The sequence below is a fragment of the Paenibacillus brevis genome (assembly GCF_018919145.1).
GTDB lineage: Bacteria > Bacillota > Bacilli > Paenibacillales > Paenibacillaceae > Fontibacillus > Fontibacillus brevis.
On record NZ_JAHLQJ010000017.1, the window covers coordinates 21,024 to 39,917 of the forward strand.

At 50.7% G+C, this 18,894-nt stretch carries 15 protein-coding genes; 8 read left to right on the forward strand and 7 right to left on the reverse strand.

Annotated features, from left to right (window positions below; all coding sequences use genetic code 11):
- The first annotated feature begins 43 nt into the window (after positions 1 to 43).
- Together KQJ23_RS18185 and sigK are read left to right on the forward strand one after the other, a co-directional pair.
- On the forward strand, positions 44 to 880 hold the full coding sequence (locus KQJ23_RS18185) for a methyl-accepting chemotaxis protein (protein WP_216480335.1): 837 nt from the start codon (positions 44 to 46) through the stop codon (positions 878 to 880).
- Between the two features lie 327 nt (positions 881 to 1,207).
- Positions 1,208 to 1,906, forward strand: coding sequence for an RNA polymerase sporulation sigma factor SigK (gene sigK / locus KQJ23_RS18190; RefSeq protein ID WP_044479583.1), 699 nt, complete (start codon positions 1,208 to 1,210; stop codon positions 1,904 to 1,906).
- 29 nt (positions 1,907 to 1,935) lie between these two features.
- Here sigK and KQJ23_RS18195 read toward each other — a convergent pair whose 3' ends face one another.
- The gene (locus KQJ23_RS18195; protein ID WP_216480336.1) at positions 1,936 to 2,709 is read right to left on the reverse strand and encodes an AraC family transcriptional regulator; all 774 of its coding nucleotides are present in this window, start codon (positions 2,707 to 2,709) and stop codon (positions 1,936 to 1,938) included.
- Positions 2,710 to 2,952: 243 nt separating this feature from the next.
- Here KQJ23_RS18195 and KQJ23_RS18200 point away from each other — a divergent pair, with 243 nt between their 5' ends.
- The 6 genes from KQJ23_RS18200 to KQJ23_RS18225 all read left to right on the forward strand — a co-directional run bounded on the left by KQJ23_RS18200 (position 2,953) and on the right by KQJ23_RS18225 (position 10,217).
- A complete protein-coding gene (locus KQJ23_RS18200) occupies positions 2,953 to 4,080 on the forward strand; it encodes a BMP family ABC transporter substrate-binding protein (protein WP_216480337.1) in 1,128 nt (375 codons plus the stop codon).
- Positions 4,081 to 4,275: 195 nt separating this feature from the next.
- Positions 4,276 to 5,838 (forward strand): ABC transporter ATP-binding protein, encoded by a 1,563-nt coding sequence (locus tag KQJ23_RS18205; protein ID WP_216480338.1) that lies wholly within the window; start codon positions 4,276 to 4,278, stop codon positions 5,836 to 5,838.
- Positions 5,831 to 6,877 carry an ABC transporter permease gene (locus tag KQJ23_RS18210; RefSeq protein ID WP_216480339.1) on the forward strand — a complete coding sequence of 349 codons (1,047 nt, stop codon included), beginning with the start codon at positions 5,831 to 5,833 and terminating at the stop codon, positions 6,875 to 6,877. The genes KQJ23_RS18205 and KQJ23_RS18210 overlap by 8 nt, the downstream gene beginning before the upstream one ends.
- Complete coding sequence (locus KQJ23_RS18215; protein ID WP_216480340.1) at positions 6,874 to 7,812, forward strand: ABC transporter permease; 939 nt, start codon at positions 6,874 to 6,876, stop codon at positions 7,810 to 7,812. Before KQJ23_RS18210 ends, KQJ23_RS18215 begins: the two co-directional genes overlap by 4 nt.
- A 50-nt stretch (positions 7,813 to 7,862) precedes the next feature.
- The gene (locus tag KQJ23_RS18220; RefSeq protein WP_216480341.1) at positions 7,863 to 8,816 is read left to right on the forward strand and encodes a nucleoside hydrolase; all 954 of its coding nucleotides are present in this window, start codon (positions 7,863 to 7,865) and stop codon (positions 8,814 to 8,816) included.
- A gap of 3 nt (positions 8,817 to 8,819) precedes the next feature.
- The gene (locus KQJ23_RS18225) at positions 8,820 to 10,217 is read left to right on the forward strand and encodes an ADP-ribosylglycohydrolase family protein (protein ID WP_216480342.1); all 1,398 of its coding nucleotides are present in this window, start codon (positions 8,820 to 8,822) and stop codon (positions 10,215 to 10,217) included.
- 71 nt (positions 10,218 to 10,288) lie between these two features.
- On the opposite strand, the gene mmsB is transcribed toward KQJ23_RS18225, so the two are convergent.
- The 6 genes from mmsB to KQJ23_RS18255 form a co-directional block, all read right to left on the reverse strand.
- Positions 10,289 to 11,452: a multiple monosaccharide ABC transporter permease gene (gene mmsB, locus KQJ23_RS18230; RefSeq protein ID WP_216480343.1), complete on the reverse strand. Its 1,164-nt coding sequence runs from the start codon at positions 11,450 to 11,452 to the stop codon at positions 10,289 to 10,291.
- A complete protein-coding gene (gene mmsA / locus KQJ23_RS18235) occupies positions 11,427 to 12,986 on the reverse strand; it encodes a multiple monosaccharide ABC transporter ATP-binding protein (protein ID WP_216480344.1) in 1,560 nt (519 codons plus the stop codon). The genes mmsB and mmsA overlap by 26 nt, the downstream gene beginning before the upstream one ends.
- Before the next feature lie 144 nt (positions 12,987 to 13,130).
- A complete protein-coding gene (gene chvE / locus KQJ23_RS18240) occupies positions 13,131 to 14,192 on the reverse strand; it encodes a multiple monosaccharide ABC transporter substrate-binding protein (RefSeq protein ID WP_430522316.1) in 1,062 nt (353 codons plus the stop codon).
- A gap of 264 nt (positions 14,193 to 14,456) precedes the next feature.
- The gene (locus KQJ23_RS18245; protein ID WP_216480346.1) at positions 14,457 to 15,686 is read right to left on the reverse strand and encodes a response regulator; all 1,230 of its coding nucleotides are present in this window, start codon (positions 15,684 to 15,686) and stop codon (positions 14,457 to 14,459) included.
- Entirely contained in the window at positions 15,679 to 17,673 is a 1,995-nt protein-coding gene (locus KQJ23_RS18250) for a cache domain-containing sensor histidine kinase (protein WP_216480347.1), read from the reverse strand. Before KQJ23_RS18250 ends, KQJ23_RS18245 begins: the two co-directional genes overlap by 8 nt.
- Complete coding sequence (locus KQJ23_RS18255; RefSeq protein WP_216480348.1) at positions 17,654 to 18,655, reverse strand: substrate-binding domain-containing protein; 1,002 nt, start codon at positions 18,653 to 18,655, stop codon at positions 17,654 to 17,656. The genes KQJ23_RS18250 and KQJ23_RS18255 overlap by 20 nt, the downstream gene beginning before the upstream one ends.
- Positions 18,656 to 18,894: the final 239 nt, after the last annotated feature.

An 18,894-nucleotide genomic window follows, 5' to 3' on the forward strand; every position in this document is an offset into this window, starting at 1 on the left:
TAAAATATAGTTATTTATACATAGAGAGGATGTCTAATTTCATATGAGTATTGTGGAGAGCTTGATTGCGAGCATGCCTTTTGTTAAGCAATTGTTCCGGGAGGACGTCTCGATTACTGTATTCGATCGGGAGAAGGTGATGTATATTTCCGATAGCAGGACGGTTAATCTCGGCTTGAAGATTGGAGATGCGTTGTTTGAGGAGCATCGGGATTTTAAATGCCTGAAGGATGGGCGTGAGCTGAACACAAGTCATATTCCTGCCGAAACCTTTGGCGTGCCTTTCGATGTCGTATTTATTCCAGTCAAGAGCCAGGAGGATGAGGTTGAAGCTGTCCTTAGTATTAATTATTCCATGGAGAATCAGAAGAAGCTCGAAGGAATGATCAACGAGACCAACGAAGCCATCTCCGAGCTTCTTAACGGCGTGCAGCAAGTAGCGGCCCATTCAGAGGAATTGACCGCGGTCGCGGCAGAGATTCTGACTAACTCCCGGAAGGCCGTCGAGAATTCAACAGGCATCACCTCCATTACTCAAATGATCCGTGAAATCTCCGAGCAGACGAGCTTGCTCGGGCTGAATGCAGCTATTGAAGCTGCACGGGTTGGCGACGCAGGATCGGGATTCGGAATCGTAGCAAAAGAGGTCAGAAAGTTATCCGATAACAGTAAAGCGGCAGCAGAGCAGATTGAGATCTCCTTGGCGGCGGTGAAAGGGTCTATCGAACACACAGAATCCGATATTGGACAGATTGCGGCTGCATCCGAAGACCAATCCCGACTCGTCACACAGTTCATGGACAGCATTGACCACTTGAAGGAGACCAGCAGCCGGTTGAAGAGCTTTATTGATGGAATGACGAGCTATCATCAGGATTGATTCGAGGCTTGATAGCTTTGATTGGTTTAATCACTAGACTAAATTGTGCCAGATAATTAATGACCCGCTTACTCAGCTTTTGCCGGGCGGGTTATTTTTGTTATTCAAGACCTTTCTTCAAGATAATCAAGTCAAAGGTCAGCGCGTATGAGCGGCATCTCAATGGGTGCAGAAACTGATCAGGAGGATATTCACATGAAACAACAGGGAGTGAACCCCTTTTGTTTCCCGTACAGGCACAGATAGGCACCCACCCACATAGAATAAATTGACCCAGAAGAAGTGGTTAAAGTTTGCTCTATTGTGATCCAGCAGGAGGTGCCATCAATGCCTGGTTTGTTTACTGCAATTGCAATGTTCATCAAGCAGTTGACGCTGCTCGTCTCTTATGTGAAGAATAACGCCTTCCCCCAGCCCCTAACGGAGGAGGAGGAAGCGAAGCACCTGGAAAGAATGGCCCAGGGCGACCCTGTATCCCGTAACTTACTGATTGAGCACAACCTGCGGCTGGTTGCGCATATTGTCAAAAAATTCGACAATACCGGCGAAGACCTCGAGGACCTGATCTCCATCGGAACGATTGGTCTGATCAAGGCGATTGAGAGCTACCGGCTCGGTAAAGGGACGAAGCTGGCGACATTTGCAGCGCGCTGTATAGAGAATGAGATTCTAATGCACCTGAGGTCGCTGAAGAAAACCCGCAAAGATGTCTCTTTGCATGATCCAATCGGAACGGATAAAGAAGGCAACGAAATTACCTTGATTGATATTCTGGGCAGTGATAATGATGAAGTGGCAGACCATGTTGAGTTGAAGCTGGAAAAGAGCAAGATCTACCAGAACCTCGACATCCTGGACGAGCGAGAGCAAGAAGTAATCAAAGGGCGATTCGGGCTGGAGCATGGGGGAGAAGAACGGACCCAGCGCGAAATCGCCAAGGAGCTCGGGATTAGCCGGAGCTATGTGTCACGGATCGAGAAGAGAGCGCTCATGAAGCTGTATCATGAGTTTTATAAGAAGAAATAGGGAGAATTCATACCTAAGGGGCTGACCGTTTAATGTAACGGGTCCAGCCCCTTGTGCTGTATTCTGAACTTGCGCGGAGTTAAGCCGATTTCTCTTTTGAAAATGCTGCAGAACTGAGCATCGTTCACAAATCCGGAAGCTGCCGATACCTCCGAGATGGGAAGCTGGGTATGGCGCAATAACGATTTGGCATAATCCAGGCGTTTTAGCAAAAGATAGCGAAGCGGGGATAAATGGTAGCGTTCTTTAAACAGGTGGCGAAAACGATCGTAGCTGTACCCGGATAGTTCCGACAAGCCGGATATCGTAAGTCTATGCAGGAAGTTCTCATCCATATAATTCATGACATACTGCATGCGATCCTCAGCAGGTAAAGAGGACAGGCCGTCGTCCACATTTCTCAGCAAATGAACAATGATTTCGCTGAGCTGCAGGTTCATCAATTCAGCAAAGCCTTCCCGTTTTCGCTGAAATTCTTGCTTTATCCGCAGTAAGGTTTGCAGTACGGTGTGTTCCTTATCATCGTCATACACGCCTGCAAGGTTAGACAGGCGGGAATTATCACATAGAAAGCCAATGAACAGCACCTCTGCTTCCGCATCCGGCGTATGCTTCTCATCGTGCTTATAACCAGGGGGGATGATAGCAAACGAGGATGAACGGTAATGGAAATTTTTCGCGCCTACGTTAGAGGTGCCTAATGCATTGACGTAATATACGAGTTCATAGCATTCATGCTGATGCGGGGGAATATGCGTATTAGGCTCATGAACAGCATTTACAATATAAAGAACACGATCCATAAAGCACCTCCCTGAAGTAAGAAATTCAATGTCTTGCAGAACCCGCGCGGTATGATTAGCCGAATCGTATAAAAAATTGACCGAAATCTTATAATTTTTTGCATTCATTTTTGTTATGATCTTATCAATTAGACGGAAGTTTTTCAACTAGGCTGGCCACCATGTTCGGAAATGAGTCGTAAAATTCTGCAAAGGTCCGATGGAAAAAATACTTTATTCGGAAATAGGAGCGATGAGCGAGAAATGAAAAAGAATGTACTGGTTTTGCTGATAGCAATGGTAATGGTGCTGGTAACTGCATGCGGCAGCAACACAGACAATCAGGCTTCAACAGGAAACAGCGATTCAAACGGCGGGACAAGCAAAGATGGGAACTTGAAGGTTATTTTGCTGATTCCGGGTACGCTTGGAGACAAATCGTTCTTTGATGCGGCAAATAGCGGCTTGAACAAGGTTAAAGAAGAGCTTGGCGCAGAAACCAAAGTGGTCGAGATGGGAACGGACAAAACCAAATGGGAGCCTACCTACAATGATATTGCCGCTCAGGACTGGGATGTTGTTATTTCCGGCGGATCTGAGATTACTGAAATGTTCAACGCTGTAGCAGAAGCAAATCCTGATAAAAAATTCATTAACTATGATACAGATATTGAAGAAGCTCCGGACAACGTGTACAGCATGACTTATGCAACCAATGAGGTATCCTTCCTGGCAGGGGCTGCGGCGGCTTATGCTACCCGGTCGGACATGGAAAATGCAAATGAAGACAATGTCATTGGTTTTGTCGGCGGCATGGACATCCCTGGCATTAACGCTTTCCTTGTCGGCTACATCCAGGGGGCCCAATATGTTGATCCTGACGTTAAAGTGGCGGTCTCTTATGCAGGTGATTTTGTTAACCCGGCGAAGGGCAAGGAATTGTCTCTGATCCAGTATAATTCGGGCGTAGATATTATCTTCAATGTCGCCGGCGGTACCGGCCTGGGGATCTTTGACGCGGCAAAAGAAAAGAAAAAATACGCGATTGGCGTCGATTCCGACCAAGCAATGCTGCTGAAGGATACGGATCCTGAAAAAGCGAATCTGATCGTTACCTCGGCTATTAAAAAGATTGATTCAGCCATTCTGGGCGCAGTGAAGAGATTGAGCGAGGGCACCTTGGAAATGGGCAAGCGCGACATCCTTAGCTTTGTAGAAGACGGTGTAGGCATTGCGGAAAATGAAATCTATACAGCCGCTTTCCCGGAAGATGTTCAAGCGAAGATCGAAGAAGTGAAGCAAAAGCTGATTAACAAAGAAATTAAAGTGGACAACGCCATGGGGATGGAAACCTCCGAGGTTGAAGCGATCCGGAATGCCGTTAAACCATAACTAAGCGTACAATCTGTCATTCAGCGCAGCAAGAAGTCCTTCGATATGAGGGGCTTCAAGCTGCTTATTTTTTCAACGATTTAAGAGGTAATTCAAATGTCATCGGGTTCTTGCAACCTTCTCGGTGCTGAAAAGCTGACTTTTCGAACTCGCAGTTTACTAATCTTCAAGTTAGAAGGATGTGAAGGCTCTACCATGGAAACTCCTTTGCTGGAAATGCGCGGGATTACAAAGGTGTACCCCAATGGGGTCGTGGCTAACCGGGATGTGAATTTCTCTCTGCGCGAAGGGGAAATTCATGCTCTGGCAGGTGAAAATGGCGCAGGAAAATCGACCTTAATGAAAATGATCTTCGGAATGGAGGAGCCGAGCGAAGGTGAAATCTATATCCGGGGAGAAAAAGTAAGGCTGCAATCCCCTCAGGATGCCATTGATCGGGGGATCGGGATGGTCCATCAGCACTTTATGCTGGTGCCTTCCTTTACGGTTGCAGAAAATATGGTGCTGGGCATGGAGCCCCGCAAGGGCTTGGGCATTCATTATGCCGAGGCGATCCGAATGACAGAGGAGACGGCCCGCAAGTATAATCTGGCGGTAAATCCGAAAGCGAAGGTCGAGGATTTGACGGTAGGCATGAAGCAAAAGGTGGAGATATTGAAGGCTTTGCTTCGCGGTGCCAAGATTCTGATCCTGGATGAGCCCACAGCCGTATTGACTCCCCAGGAGACGGAGGAATTGTTTCGTGAGCTGCAGCAGCTTAAGGAGCATGGTCATACCATCGTGTTTATCTCGCACAAGCTAAAGGAAGTAAAGGCGATTTGTGATCGAATTACGATTTTGCGGGGCGGAAGCAGTGAAGGTGTATTCCAGACCGCGGATGTGAGCGAACAGGAGATTTCCCGCCTGATGGTTGGGCGGGATGTTGTGTTGAAATACGACAAGCCCCAAGTAGCGCTTAAAGAGCCTGTGCTTACGGTGCAGGAGCTGAATGTGAGCGACCGGCAAGGCAACTCCCTTTTGCGGGATGTGAATTTTACCGTACATGGCGGACAAATTGTCGGGATTGCCGGAGTCGAGGGCAACGGGCAGCGTGAGCTGATTGAGGCGCTGACGGGCGGACTTCAGGGAGTATCCAGCAACGGCACTGTGCAGGTCAAAGGAACCGAAATACGGGAAGCGGACATACTGGCCATACGAAATCTTGGCGTAGCTTATATTCCCGAGGACCGGATGTCCCAGGGGTCAGCCGCAGAGGCTAGTATCTCCGATAATCTGATCTCTACGCGCTATCGTTCCAGGACCCTGAATAAAAACTTCCTTCTGAAGAGTTCGAGTATTCTGGAATTGGCCACGCGTTTGATTGAGGATTTTAAAATACGATGTTCAGGCCCCAAGCAACCTATCGGAATGCTCTCGGGGGGGAATATGCAAAAGGTTGTGGTGGCACGTGAGTGCTCTGCCAATCCGCAGTTATTAATCGCAGAACAGCCAACACGCGGGGTTGATGTCGGGGCAGCACAGTTAATTCACCAGAAGCTGCTGGAGCTGCGGGAGAAGCAGAGCGCCATTGTGCTCGTATCTGCCGATTTGAATGAAGTGCTGGAAATTAGTGATTGCCTGCTGGTCATGTATGAAGGACAAATCGTTGCCTATATCGAGAACCCTTCCGGCATGAGTGAAGAGGAGCTTGGGCTCTACATGCTGGGAATCAAGCGACAGGATGCACAGCAGATCAGGAGGGCTCTGAGTCATGTTTAAATCCAAATATTTCGAGACGATCCGAACAACAGCAGTCATTTTGATTGCGCTTGTGATTGCTTTTCTTATTATTGCGCTTGTTAGCGACAATCCCGTAAAAACAATCGGCATTTTTCTGTTTGAGCCGCTCAACTCGAAGGGACATATCGGAAATGTGATCGAGATGGCGATTCCGTTGATGTTTACTGGACTTGCAGTCTCCTTGCTATTTCGTGCAAACATGTTCAATCTGGGCGCAGAGGGAATATTCTATTTCTCTGGCGTCGTAGCGTCTGCGGTTGCCATTCACTGGTCGCTGGGCGGCTTCCTGCATCCTGTTGTTGCTATTCTTGCAGGCTCGATAGTGGGAGCCATTTTATCTGCTGTTCCGGGCATATTGAAGGCGAAATGGAATGCGAATGAGCTAGTGACCTCCTTAATGTTCAACAATATTTTATTTGGAATCGGCCTGTACCTGTTAAATTATCAATTACGGGATGCAAAGGCGTTTGCCAACGTATCATTTAAATTCGAGAAAACGGCGCTGCTCGATAAAATCATTCCGGGCACACGGATTCACACGGGCTTAATCATCGTATTGGCGCTTATCGTGCTTGCTCACTTTTTTCTGTATAAAACGAAATGGGGCTATGAGCTTCGCATGACGGGAGCCAATCGCAGCTTTGCCCGCTACTCCGGAATGAAGACGGCCAAGGTGATCATTCTCGTTCACTTGCTTGCAGGCTTTGTTGCAGGCATGGGCGGTTCTGTGGAAGTGCTCGGGATGTATACCCGCTTCCAATGGACTGCCTTGCCTGGCTATGGTCTGGATGGTGCTCTGGTCGCCATGCTGGCCAAGAATAACCCTTTGTCGGTGATCGGTTCGGCCTTGTTCCTGGCCTATATTCGGATCGGCGCTGATCTGATGGCCCGCCTGTCTGATGTTCCTGCCGAGATGATCTCCATTATCCAAGCCGTCATTATCTTACTGATCTCGGCCGAGCAATTCCTGAAATTCTGGAAGAATCGGATGCTGCTGAAGGAGGCGCGTGAAGCATGAATGGTCTGGACAGCTTGTTCAATGTGATCTTGACAACAGATTTTGCCTTCTCCGTCTTGCGGGTAACGACCCCTATTTTATTTGCAGCATTAGGCGCGTTAATCTCCAACCGTGCCGGTATTATCAATATCGGGATGGAGGGGATCATGCTTGTATCCGCCTTGACAGGCGTGATCGTCAGTTCCTACTCGCAGAACGCCTGGGTAGGCCTGCTGGGCGCCGTGCTCTCTGGCACACTTATTGCAGGCTTGCTAGCCTTTTTCACATTGAAATTCAAAACGCACATTATTTTAGGCGGTATTGCCATTAATATGTTTGCTTCCGGCGGCACCGTGTTCATCCTGTACCTGCTTAGCGGGGACAAGGGATCGTCCACCTCCTTGCCGAGCAAGGTATTGCCCAGCCTTGAGCTTCCCCTGATCAAGGATATCCCTGTAGTGGGTCCGATTCTATCAGGACATCATGTGCTGACCTATATATCCATTATCTCGGTATTCGTTGTTTACTATCTGCTCAACCGCACCTCCCTGGGCTTGCGTATCCGGTCTGTCGGTGAAAATCCGCATGCAGCACAATCTGTAGGGGTCAGTGTGATGAACATCCAGTATACAGCTTTACTGCTCAGCGGCTTCTTTGCCGGACTCGGAGGAGCTTATATGTCCATGGGCTATTTATCCCTGTTCACAAGAGATATGATTGCCGGACGCGGCTGGATTGCGATTGCGGCTGAATCCATGGGACGAAGCACAACGGCAGGGACCGCATTAACATCATTGTTGTTTGGTGCAGCAGATGCGCTATCCAACGCCTTCCAGGTGTTGAAGATTCCTGCGGAGCTAATCGCCACGCTGCCTTATGCAGCAACTGTGGTGGGATTAGTCATCTATGCGGTTTCCGAGACGCGCAAGAAAAATCGGAAGATAAACGCTAAATAACCAGGTTAGCGAAGTCGTCTGTAAAGAAATAGCGAGGAGCGTGATGATATATGGCAACACCGATTATTATTGACTGCGACCCAGGCCATGATGATGCTATTGCGATTTTACTCGCTTATGCACACCGGAATGCATTAGACATAAGAGGGATCACGACGGTAGGCGGCAATCAGGTTTTGGAGAAGATTACAGACAATGCGCTCCGCATTCTTAGCTTTATTGGAGCTGATATTCCTGTAGCCAAGGGGGCGGCAGGTCCCTTGCTGGGCAAGCTGGTGACGGGGGAAGAAGCGCATGGGGAATCAGGAATGGATGGTCCGGCGCTTCCCCCTAGTCTCGCCCGGCCGACGGACCAGGGCGCAGTGGAGTTTATGCTTGAGCTTATCAGGTCCAGTGCGGATAAGATTACGCTTGTTCCGCTTGCTCCTTTGACCAATATTGCCTTGCTGCTTACCGCCTATCCGGAAGTGAAGGATAAGATCGAACGGATATCATTAATGGGCGGCGGCATTAGCTATGGCAACGTGACCTCTACGGCTGAGTTCAATATTTATGTTGATCCGGAGGCGGCCAAAATTGTCTATGAATCCGGCATTCCGATTATCATGAGCGGTCTGGATGTGACGGACAAGGCAGCTATTTTTGAGGATGAAATTGAGGAACTGAAAAGACGCGGACCGGTATCTGTCCTCGTGGGAGAACTGCTTGATTTTTACTCGATCTATGGTAAAAAGATGGGGTACGTCGGCAATGCGCTGCATGACCCGTGTGCCGTGGCCTGGCTTTTGCATCCTGAGTTATTTCAGTCCAGACATCTGCATGTTACGGTCGAGACGGAGGGCAAGCTGACAAGAGGAATGACCGTAGCCGACCAACGCAAAAAGACAGAACATGCGCCTAATGTTGAGGTGCTGGTTGATGTAGATCGGACGGCATTTATAAATTTGTTATTTGATTCCCTGGCACGTTTGGACCAACAGCTTCTTGCTGCGAGAGGAGTGTAGGCTGTGGCAGGCTGGGAAAGATTGCAGGAAATGATGGCCTTCGAGCTGATGCAGCGAAGGGAGGAGGGCTGCAATGTAGCAGGATTTCAGGAAAAGCTTGCTTTGGCCGGCAAGGATGAGACCAAGCTGATGCAATTCTATCATGAGATTATGCAGCTTCCCGTTGCAGCAGATTTCCCCTATCAAGAGCCATCCACATGGGATGAGATCAGGAGTCTGCGCCCGGAAGGGCCGCGCAAGCTGAAGGCAGTATGGAGTGAAGAGGAGTGGCGCAACAAGTTCTACGGGGCCTGGCTTGGGAGATCTGTAGGCTGTGCCCTGGGCAAGCCGCTTGAATATTGGGACTACTTGTACGGCAAGGACGGCCGCCCGGGCTGGGAAAATATAGAGCTGTGGTTCCGCGGTGCGGATGCCTGGCCGATTAAGGGCTATACACCGGGATATTCCCGAGCAGCGGAGCAATATGGGCTTGGATTAAGCGAGTGGTCCTATGTAAGCACCTCGGACAAAATTAAATATATGGAAAGTGATGATGATCTGCGCTATACGATTCTCGGCCTGCTGCTGCTGGAGGAAAAGGGCCTGAGCTTTGATTCGTGGGATGTGGGCAAGCTGTGGCACAGCAGACTGACCTATAGTCAGGTATGTACGGCCGAGACACAGGCTTACATGAACTTTGCACAGGAGACGTCTCATTTGAACGGGGACAAGCCGGAGGACTGGGATCTTCGGCAAGAGCGCGTGCGAATGTACTTGAATCCATACCGGGAGTGGATCGGGGCGGCGATTCGCGTAGACGGTCTTGCCTATGGGGTAGCGGGACAGCCGGAATTGGCGGCGGAGCTGGCCTACCGGGATGCGTCCTTTTCTCATGTAAAGAATGGCATCTATGCAGCCATGTTTAATGCAGCCATGATTGCTGCGGCATTTGCAGAGCAGGATAATGAGAAGCTGCTTGAAATTGGACTCAGTGAAATTCCAAAGACCAGCCGTCTGGCGGCGGATGTCATCAAGGGAATTGAGATTGCGCATCAGGCCAAAAGTGAGCGTGAACTGGTGAGCCGAATCTGGGATGAATTTAGTCATTATGATCCGGTTCACAGCAACAATAATGCGGCATTGGTGGCGGCCTCGCTTATCTATGGAGGGAATGATTTTGAAAAGGCAGTCGTAACCTCGGTATATGGCGGGATGGACACCGATTGTAATGGAGCAACCGTTGGCTCTATTATGGGAGCCAAGCTAGGTGCGGACCAATTGCCGTCAAGCTGGATTGAGCCATTAAATGATACGCTCTATGCGGACTTGATCGGTTTTGATCCTGTTTCAATCTCTTCCTTGGCAGAGCGAAGCTATCAGGTGTTTCTAAAGCTGCGGCAAGAAAATCCGAAACACGGTTGAACCGCCGTATACGGTGTGAGAAAGAGGCTGCTCAACTAGTGAGCAGCCTCTTTCTCGATTATTCCTCTAAATCAATTCGTCTTCGACTTATTATAAATATCAAACGCTACGGCTAACAGCAGGACAAGCCCTTTGATGCCTTGCTGCCAGTCGACGCCGAGCCCGATGAGGGACATGCCGTTGTTCATCACGCCCATGACCAGTCCGCCGATGATCGCACCGATGACGGTACCGATCCCTCCGGAAGCGGATGCACCGCCGATAAAACAGGCTGCGATGGCATCAAGCTCGAAGTTGATGCCTGCCTTCGGGGTTGCTGAATTCAATCGGGCTGCAAAGATCAGGCCGGATAAGGCGGCTAGAGCGCCCATGTTGACGAATACCCAGAATGTCACCCGTTTCGTCTTGACCCCCGACAGGCTGGCAGCCTTTTCATTGCCGCCGATAGCATAAATATGCCGACCCGCCACCATCCGGTTCATGACAAAAGAATAGATGACGATCAGGAAGAAGAGGATGATGAGAATATTCGGCAGCCCGTTATAAGTAGCAAGTACAAATGTGAAAATGTTAAGCACGGCTACAAGCAGTACCATTTTCGTTACGAACATCCAGATGGGCGGCGTGTCGAAGTTGTATTTAATCTGGGTGCGACGGTCCTTGAATTCTTGCCAGATGTAGAGGACAGACAGCAGTATGCCGAGCATTAACGTAAGCAGGTGAATTTCGCTTCCGCCAAGCCAGTCCGGGATAAAGCCGGAGCTGATGCGTTGAAAGGTTTTCGGGAAGGGGGAGATCGACTGGCCTCCCAGCACAATCATGGTAAGTCCGCGGAATAGCAGCATGCCGGCCAAGGTAACGATAAAGGCCGGGATTTTGACATAGGCAATCCAGAAGCCCTGCCAGGCCCCGATTAACGCTCCGGCTGCAAGTGACAAAATAACCGCGAGATACACCGGTAGTTGCAAATTCACCATCATAATGGCAGATAGCGCGCCGATGAACGCGGCGATGGACCCGACGGACAAGTCGATATGTCCGGTAATAATGACTAGCACCATCCCGATGGCAAGCACCAGAATATAACTATTTTGCAAGATCAGATTTGTAATGTTAAGCGGCTTGAGCAGAATGCCCTCAGTTAGAATCTGGAATAAAATTGTGATGAAGACTAAAGCAATAATCATGCCGTACTGGCGAATATTTTTCTTAAAGAGCTCGCTGACTGCTTGCATCTGTCTCCCCCCTGCCTCGAGTCATGGATTTCATTAACACTTCCTGCGTGGCGTCTTCGCGGCGGACCTCCCCGGTGATCCGGCCTTCACTCATGACGTAGATCCGGTCGCACATCCCGAGAATTTCCGGCAGCTCGGAGGAGATGAACAGGATGCCCTTACCCTCGTCAGCCAATTGATTCACGATGGAATAAATTTCGTACTTGGCCCCGACATCGATCCCGCGGGTAGGCTCATCAAGAATCAATATCTCCGGCTGCGAATAGATCCATTTGCTCAATACGACCTTCTGCTGGTTGCCACCGCTCAGGTTAACCGCCTTTTGCAAAATGCTCGGCGTTTTGATGTTAAGCTTGCGGCGGTATTCCTCGGCGACAAGCACTTCCTCCTGTTCATGAATAACACCTCGGCGGGAGAGCTTGCCTAGCGAGGCCAGCGAAATATTCCGCTTAATATCATCGATTAAGATCAGGCCATATTGCTTGCGGTCCTCCGTAACATAAGCTACCCCCTGTTCAATCGCCTGGCTGATATGATCAAATCGAACCTCCCGGCCGTGCAGGAACAGCTTGCCTTGAATATGCCGTCCGTAGGAGCGGCCAAAGATACTCATTGCAAGCTCCGTTCGGCCTGCTCCCATCAGTCCGGCGATGCCGACGATCTCACCCTGGCGGATGTTCAGGTTAATGCTGTCCAGCACCTTGCGCTCCTCTTGCTGAGGATGATAGGCCTCCCAGTCCTGGACCTCAAAGATGATATCGCCGATTTGGGGAGTCCGCTCGGGATAGCGATGAGTCAAGTCCCGACCAACCATCCCCTTAATAATCATGTCCTCTGTGACCTGATCGGCCTTCATATCCAAGGTTTGAATCGTCTGACCATCACGCAAAATGGTAATTGAGTCAGCCACTCGACTGATCTCGCCCAGTTTGTGAGAGATGATAATCGATGTGATGCCTTGTTTCTTCAATTCCAGAATGAGAGCCAGCAGGTTCTCGCTATCGTCTTCGTTTAACGCAGCCGTCGGCTCGTCCAGAATTAACAGCCTGACCTGCTTGGACAAAGCCTTGGCAATCTCCACCAACTGCTGCTTGCCGACCCCAAGTTCCAGCACACGGGTGGCTGGCGATTCGTCCAGCCCTACCGTATCCAGCAGCCCTTTTGTCTTCATCGTGGTCTCGTTCCAGTCGATGAGTCCCCGCTTGCTTTGCTCGTTGCCCAGGAAAATATTCTCCGCAATCGACAGGTAGGGAATCAAGGCCAATTCCTGATGGATAATGACGATTCCAACCTGCTCGCTTTGCTTGATGTCCTTGAATTCGCAAGGCTGCCCGTCAAAGAAAATTCCGCCCTCGTAAGTGCCGTGCGGATATACTCCGCTGAGCACCTTCATCAGCGTGGACTTGCCGGCCCCATTCTCCCCGCACAGGGCGTGAATCTCTCCCTCCGTTACCTTGAGGTTGACGTTGCTGAGCGCTTTAACGCCCGGAAACGTCTTGGTAATGTCCTTCATCTCCAAAATCGTCCCGCTCAATTGCCGTCACCCGGCCTTTCCTTGATAGTCTTAGACATGTGGTCAACAATAGGAACAATAGGAAGCCTGCGGCCGATATGGACTTGCTGCTCGCTCGCTGTTATAGCTCCATACCGGCCATCCGGCTATTTGCTTACCCCCCTTTTAGAGGCCCAGTTCTTCCTTCGAGTAATAATTGCTTTCCACCAGCAGGCTTTCCACATTGTCCTTATCTACCGATTGAGGCTCCAGCAGATAGGATGGAACCACCTTTACGCCGTTGTCATAGGTTTCGGTATCATTAACTTCGGCCTCCGAGCCTTCCAGGATGCTTAGAGCCATGGAAACAGCCTTTTTTGCCAACTCCCGCGTATCTTTAAACACCGTCTGCGTCTGCTCTCCGGCGAGAATGGACTTTACCGAAGCAAGCTCTGCGTCTTGTCCGGTCACGATCGGAAGCGCCTTGCTGCCGGAGCCATAGCCTACGCCTTTAAGCGAGGAGAGAATGCCGATGCTGATGCCGTCATAAGGAGAGAGGACAGCATCCACATTCTCCGAGGAGTAGTGTGCACTCAGCAAATTGTCCATCCGTGCTTGAGCCGTTGCCCCATCCCAGCGAAGCGTAGCGACTTGCTCCATCTTGGTCTGTCCGCTGCGAACCACCAGCTTGCCGGAGTCCATATACGGCTGTAGAACAGACAAGGCGCCGTTGAAGAAGAAATAAGCGTTGTTATCATCCGGTGATCCGCCGAACAACTCGATATTGAATGGTCCCTTGCCATCTTTAAGCCCGAGCTTCTCTTCAATGTAGGAAGCCTGCTGCACGCCCACCTGGAAGTTATCGAAGGTAGCGTAGTAGTCGACGTACTCGCTGTTCATGATCAGACGGTCATATGCGATGACTTGAATGCCCTGGTCATGCGCCTTTTGCAGTACCTCGGTCAACGCGCCGCCGTCGATGGAGGCAATGACGAGAATTTTAACGCCTTTGGTAATCATGTTCTCGATTTGCGATACCTGATTCTCGATGACGTCTTCTCCATACTGGAGGTCGGTGTCATAGCCCAGTGCCTCAAACTCCTTGACCATGTTGTTACCGTCGCCAACCCAGCGCTCTGAAGATTTGGTCGGCATGGCTATACCTACCGTTCCTTTACCGCTTGCGCCCTTGCTGCTTCCGCCGGCGCAAGCCGCGAGGCTGAGCATAAGCACCAGTGCCAGCATCATTGCTAATGATCTCTTCAAAACTCATTCCCCCTATACGTTTTGTGAATGCGCTTTCGTGAGAGAGTATAGCAAGGGAGGAGGGAGGTCGTATTTACATAGAAACTACTCTTTTTATAAATTCTTTACTTTCTATAGAATTGAAACGGATTGGGATTGTTTAATAAGAGGACCCGGGGAGTGGAGGAGAAAAGGGGATAGTAAGGGGAGGGGATAAGAAAGAGGCGGAGGAACGGGAAAAAGCTCCCGCTCCTCACGCCTCATTCATTATTCTTCATTTTCAGACTCATTCTCGAAGGCACCCTTGCGATATTGCATCGGGGATATGCCGGTGGCGCGCTTGAATGCGGTGCTGAAATAATGCTGGGTTTCGTATCCGGCCTGCTCGGAGATTTGGGCAATGCTCAGCGAGGTGGATGTAAGCAGCCTGCTGGCCCGGCGAAGGCGGATTTGCGTGAGATAGCTGCCGAAGGTTGTGCCGAGCTCTTGCTTGATCATTCGGCTCAAATAAGCGGGAGAGGCCTGCAAATCATGAGACATTCCCTCCAGGGTAAGCTGACTATCGGCATAATGCTCCAGCATATATTGCTTGGCTCTTCGAACTAGGGGGGAGATAACGGCCTCCTTCATCACGACGGCCTTGCTGGCCCGATAAACGGACGGGAGCTCCAATACGCTGCGGGTGCCTTCCGCAAGGTGAATCTCCGCGGCAATCTTCAGATGCGTCCTTACTGAGGCTTCAATGCGGTGGAAGTTCTTCTCCGCCTGTAAGTCCCAGAGCAGGATGACCAGCAACCCGAAGGGATCGTGGAACATGACCTTGGGATAGGGCGCGAGCCACTCGTTAGCGATATTCTCTACCGCAAACCAGTAAAGCTGGCGCTCATCCTCCTTCAGAGCGGCGGGGGAGCCGCCCGGCTCGGGCAGGCGAATGACTCCCAGCCAGTCGGGACTGGCCTCCGGCAGCTTCAGAAACTGCAATTGCTCTAAAATTTCCGCTTCGGTCAGGCCGCCTTCCATCCATTCCTGGCAGAACCGTTCCCGCAACAAGGGATAGCTTCGCGAAATTTGGCGGGATGCCGTCTGCCAATGCTGCTGCTTGGCTGCTTCTTCCTCCAGTTCGCCGCGTACCTGTCGCAGTACCTTCTCTAATTGAGCCGGATTGGCCGGCTTCAGGATGTAATCCTTCACCTGCAAGCGGATGGCCTTCTGGGCATAGGTGAACTCATCATGGCCGGTAATAATGATAAGCTTGGCTTCCGGCAGCTTCTCGCGTACCAGCTTCATCAGCTCAATGCCGTTCATAATCGGCATATTCAGATCGACCAACAGTATATGTACGCTGTGGCGCAAGGCTAAATCGAGCGCCTCCTCGCCATCCTCGGCCTCCGCGACCACCTTCATCCGCAACTGCTCCCAATTGACGCTTTCTCGAATACCTTCACGGATAATCAGCTCATCATCAGCAATCAGTACCTTCCAGCGGAAATCACTCATGCTCCATTCCCCCCATCCATGCCGGGTTCTCCCGGATAATCGGGTGCAGTATAGTAACGGTCGTTCCTTGATCCGCTTCGCTCTGGATCGTTAATCCGTATCTGCTGCCAAAGGTCAAGGCAATGCGCGCCTGGACATTCATCATGCCGTAGCCTTGCTGATCCTCCCCTGCACTATCCAGAGCGGTTGCTATCTGCTCCTGTCCTTCCGTACTGACGGCAGAGGCTGTTTGCAGCTTTCTTTGCAGGACGGCGAGCTTATCCGGGGGAATCCCTTTGCCGTCATCCCGAATGGTCATCACCAGCATGCCGTCTTCCTCAGCTGCTTCCACGGTGATATGTCCGGGTCCGCGTCGCTCCTTAATTCCATGATAAATGGCGTTCTCCACGATCGGCTGAAGGATCAGCTTGAGGACGTGGACATCCTGAATTTTCGGATCGATACTCAGCGTATAATCCAGCTTATTCTGATAGCGTACATGCTGAATTTGCAAATAGCTGCGGACATGCTCGGTCTCATCGTTTAGCGGGATAATATCGTTTCCTTTGCTTAGTCCGATCCGGAATAGCTTGGAGAGCGATTCGGCCATCTCGGCAATATCCTCAGCCCCCCGGCGGCGAGCCATCCAATGAATGGTATCGAGCGTATTATAGAGAAAATGCGGCTTAATATGAGCTTGCAGGCTGCGCAGCTCTGCTTCTCGTTTCTGCCGCTCCTGCAATTCCGTCAAGGAGAGCAGGCGGTGAATTTGCAGCAGCATAGCATTGAACTGGCGGCCCAGCAAGCCGACCTCATCGGTACGATCACTCCAATGGCGAATCGTCAGATCGCCGGACTGAGCCTTCTGCATGAAGGAGGCTAACTGTCCAATGGGTCTTGAGATCGAGTGAGCCAGGTAGAAGGAAGCCGTCATGCCCAGCAAGCACACGATAAAGACGAAGCTGACGACATAGAAGCGGATTTCCCGCATCTCGGCTGCCGATTCCGCCATGGGAAAGATGCCGACCGTGGTCCAGTCGGGGAATGTGGCATGCCGATAGACGAATTGGAAGTCCCGTCCGCCGATATGCGCTGAATAAGTTCCCGATCCCGAAGGATCAAGATGCTCCAGCGGGATTTGCTCAATATAAGGGTCAGGCGGAGCATAGATTAATTCACCTTCGCCGTCGACTACGGTTAAATAACCCGTTTTGCCCAATCGTACATCCTGAGCGGTCTCTGCAATGACGCGCAGCTTAAGGTCGATGAGAATGACGCCTTTGACTTGCTGGGTGTCGGGATCAAGAATGGCCCGTACAGCGGATACGACCTCGCTATCCTGATAGTTGACGTGCGTGGTGACATTCCGGTTATGGGGATGGCCGATAATCTTAAAAATCCCCTTGTTCCGGATCGCCTCCGCATACCAGCTTTCCCGAGTCAGACTTTGATCCGTGCGTGCATACATTTCATTACTGATATACTGGCCTTGACTGTTCACCACCAGAATGCCGGCTACCTCGGAATGCAGGGTCGTGAAGCCTTGCAGAAATTTGCGGATTTCATAATATTCGTTGCCCGCCTCCAGCAACTGTTCGGGCGTATTTGTATCACTGACAGCTAGGGGTGATGCCAGATTTGCGGCGATGCTGGCCCGATCCTCTGCGGTCGTCGTCAGAACGCTGCCGTCAGAGGTGCCCGGCTGGGCTTCGAGAAACCGCCGCACCTCGGGATTAAAAGAAATAAAATAGGTTATGTTCTGCAAATTTTCCACATAGGTCTCCAGGGAATGGTTCACCTTGCTGATCAGTTGCAGGGTGGTGTCCGTAATTTGCCGTTCGATAATGCGGTCCACCGTCCAGTTCGTCAATAGGCCAAGCCCGATGGAGGGAAGGATACTGATCAGCAGAAAATGGACGATCAGCTTATAGCGAATCGGCAAGTTATTTAGCAGAAAGCGACGAAGCTCCAAGGGCCGTTCCATGCGTCTATTTTGCATAATAATCATTCACATTCTGCCGGGTCACGACGGTTATCCCGGTATCTACCTGCTGCGGAACCTGCAACGAACCCGGATTCCGGGTATCGTTCATGCCATGATTAAGCGAGAACAGAAATTGCATGGCCCAGTACCCCATATTCCAGGTGCCTTGAGCCATGGTAGCGTCAATGTCGCCGCTCTTGACGAGGTCCAATGTCCCCTTGTCTGTATCAAAGCTGACAATTCTCGGTCCAGCTGCAGAGGAGCTGTATTCGCGTACGGCCTCCGCCACGCCGATGCCCCCGTTGGCTTCTGTGGTGAAGATGCCTGCTACATCAGGAAAGGAGAGGAGGATTTCCTCTGCTGCCTGGCGGGAGTAGAGCGGGTCGCCCTTGCCGTTTTTGATAACAACCACGCTTAACTCAGGAAATTCGGCTGCTATTGTGTCGGCGAAGCCCTGCGTGCGATCTAAATGGTTTTGTTGATCAGGCACCGTGATGATGGCGAGCTTGCCTCTTCCGCCTGTAAGCTCGGCCATCTTGTCGGCGGCCCGGGCTCCGGCCGCGTAGTTATTGGTGCCGAGGAAGGAGTATGCCCGGCTGCCGGGGGCATCGGAGTCGAAGAGAACGACCGGAATACCCGCCTCTACAGCCTTATTAATCGTGGCTGTCAGTTCGGCTGCATGCATGGCGGAGATAGCGATGCCGGCCGGCTTCTTGGCAATGACCTGCTCCAGAACGGTCCGCTGCTCATGGACATCGCGCTGGGTTGCGCCGCGATATTCAACGGATACGTTCAACGCTTGAGCCGCATCCTCAAAGCCCTTCAGGCCACTCTTCCAATAATCGATGCCCATTTGAAAGGTGACCATGACGTATTTTTCGTCCATACTGCCGCGTAAGCCGCCAGCATTTCGTTGATCACTGATTTGGCTTTGCGCGCGGTAATTCAGCACATAGAAGGCAAAGCAAGCGATTAGCAGTAAATAGACGATCCAGATTTTTCGCATATGAAACCTCTTTCATGAATGCGCAAATGATAGGATAACGCCATCATCATACTATGATTCACAGGGGATATCATCATTTTTTTGCAATTGACAGGAAGGGCTGGATTTATCGGGAAATTGGCGTTTACCTCAGATGGACTATTCTGATGTACGGTTTAATGGGAAGAGCTTGAAAAAATCAGCCCGTTACGATAGCTAAAAACAAAAAATCTAAAGAAAAACCTAGAGAATTTTAAGGT

Bases quoted from the DNA above. Each gene is read 5' to 3' on its own strand.
- KQJ23_RS18220 (WP_216480341.1), top strand. From the start codon at position 7,863: ATGGCAACACCGATTATTATTGACTGCGACCCAGGCCATGATGATGCT.
- mmsB (WP_216480343.1), bottom strand. From the start codon at position 11,452: ATGCAAGCAGTCAGCGAGCTCTTTAAGAAAAATATTCGCCAGTACGGC.
- KQJ23_RS18255 (WP_216480348.1), bottom strand. From the start codon at position 18,655: ATGCGAAAAATCTGGATCGTCTATTTACTGCTAATCGCTTGCTTTGCC.
- chvE (WP_430522316.1), bottom strand. From the start codon at position 14,192: ATGATGCTGGCACTGGTGCTTATGCTCAGCCTCGCGGCTTGCGCCGGC.
- KQJ23_RS18195 (WP_216480336.1), bottom strand. From the start codon at position 2,709: ATGGATCGTGTTCTTTATATTGTAAATGCTGTTCATGAGCCTAATACG.
- KQJ23_RS18205 (WP_216480338.1), top strand. From the start codon at position 4,276: ATGGAAACTCCTTTGCTGGAAATGCGCGGGATTACAAAGGTGTACCCC.
- KQJ23_RS18215 (WP_216480340.1), top strand. From the start codon at position 6,874: ATGAATGGTCTGGACAGCTTGTTCAATGTGATCTTGACAACAGATTTT.
- KQJ23_RS18250 (WP_216480347.1), bottom strand. From the start codon at position 17,673: ATGATTATTATGCAAAATAGACGCATGGAACGGCCCTTGGAGCTTCGT.
- KQJ23_RS18200 (WP_216480337.1), top strand. From the start codon at position 2,953: ATGAAAAAGAATGTACTGGTTTTGCTGATAGCAATGGTAATGGTGCTG.
- sigK (WP_044479583.1), top strand. From the start codon at position 1,208: ATGCCTGGTTTGTTTACTGCAATTGCAATGTTCATCAAGCAGTTGACG.
- KQJ23_RS18245 (WP_216480346.1), bottom strand. From the start codon at position 15,686: ATGAGTGATTTCCGCTGGAAGGTACTGATTGCTGATGATGAGCTGATT.
- KQJ23_RS18185 (WP_216480335.1), top strand. From the start codon at position 44: ATGAGTATTGTGGAGAGCTTGATTGCGAGCATGCCTTTTGTTAAGCAA.
- KQJ23_RS18210 (WP_216480339.1), top strand. From the start codon at position 5,831: ATGTTTAAATCCAAATATTTCGAGACGATCCGAACAACAGCAGTCATT.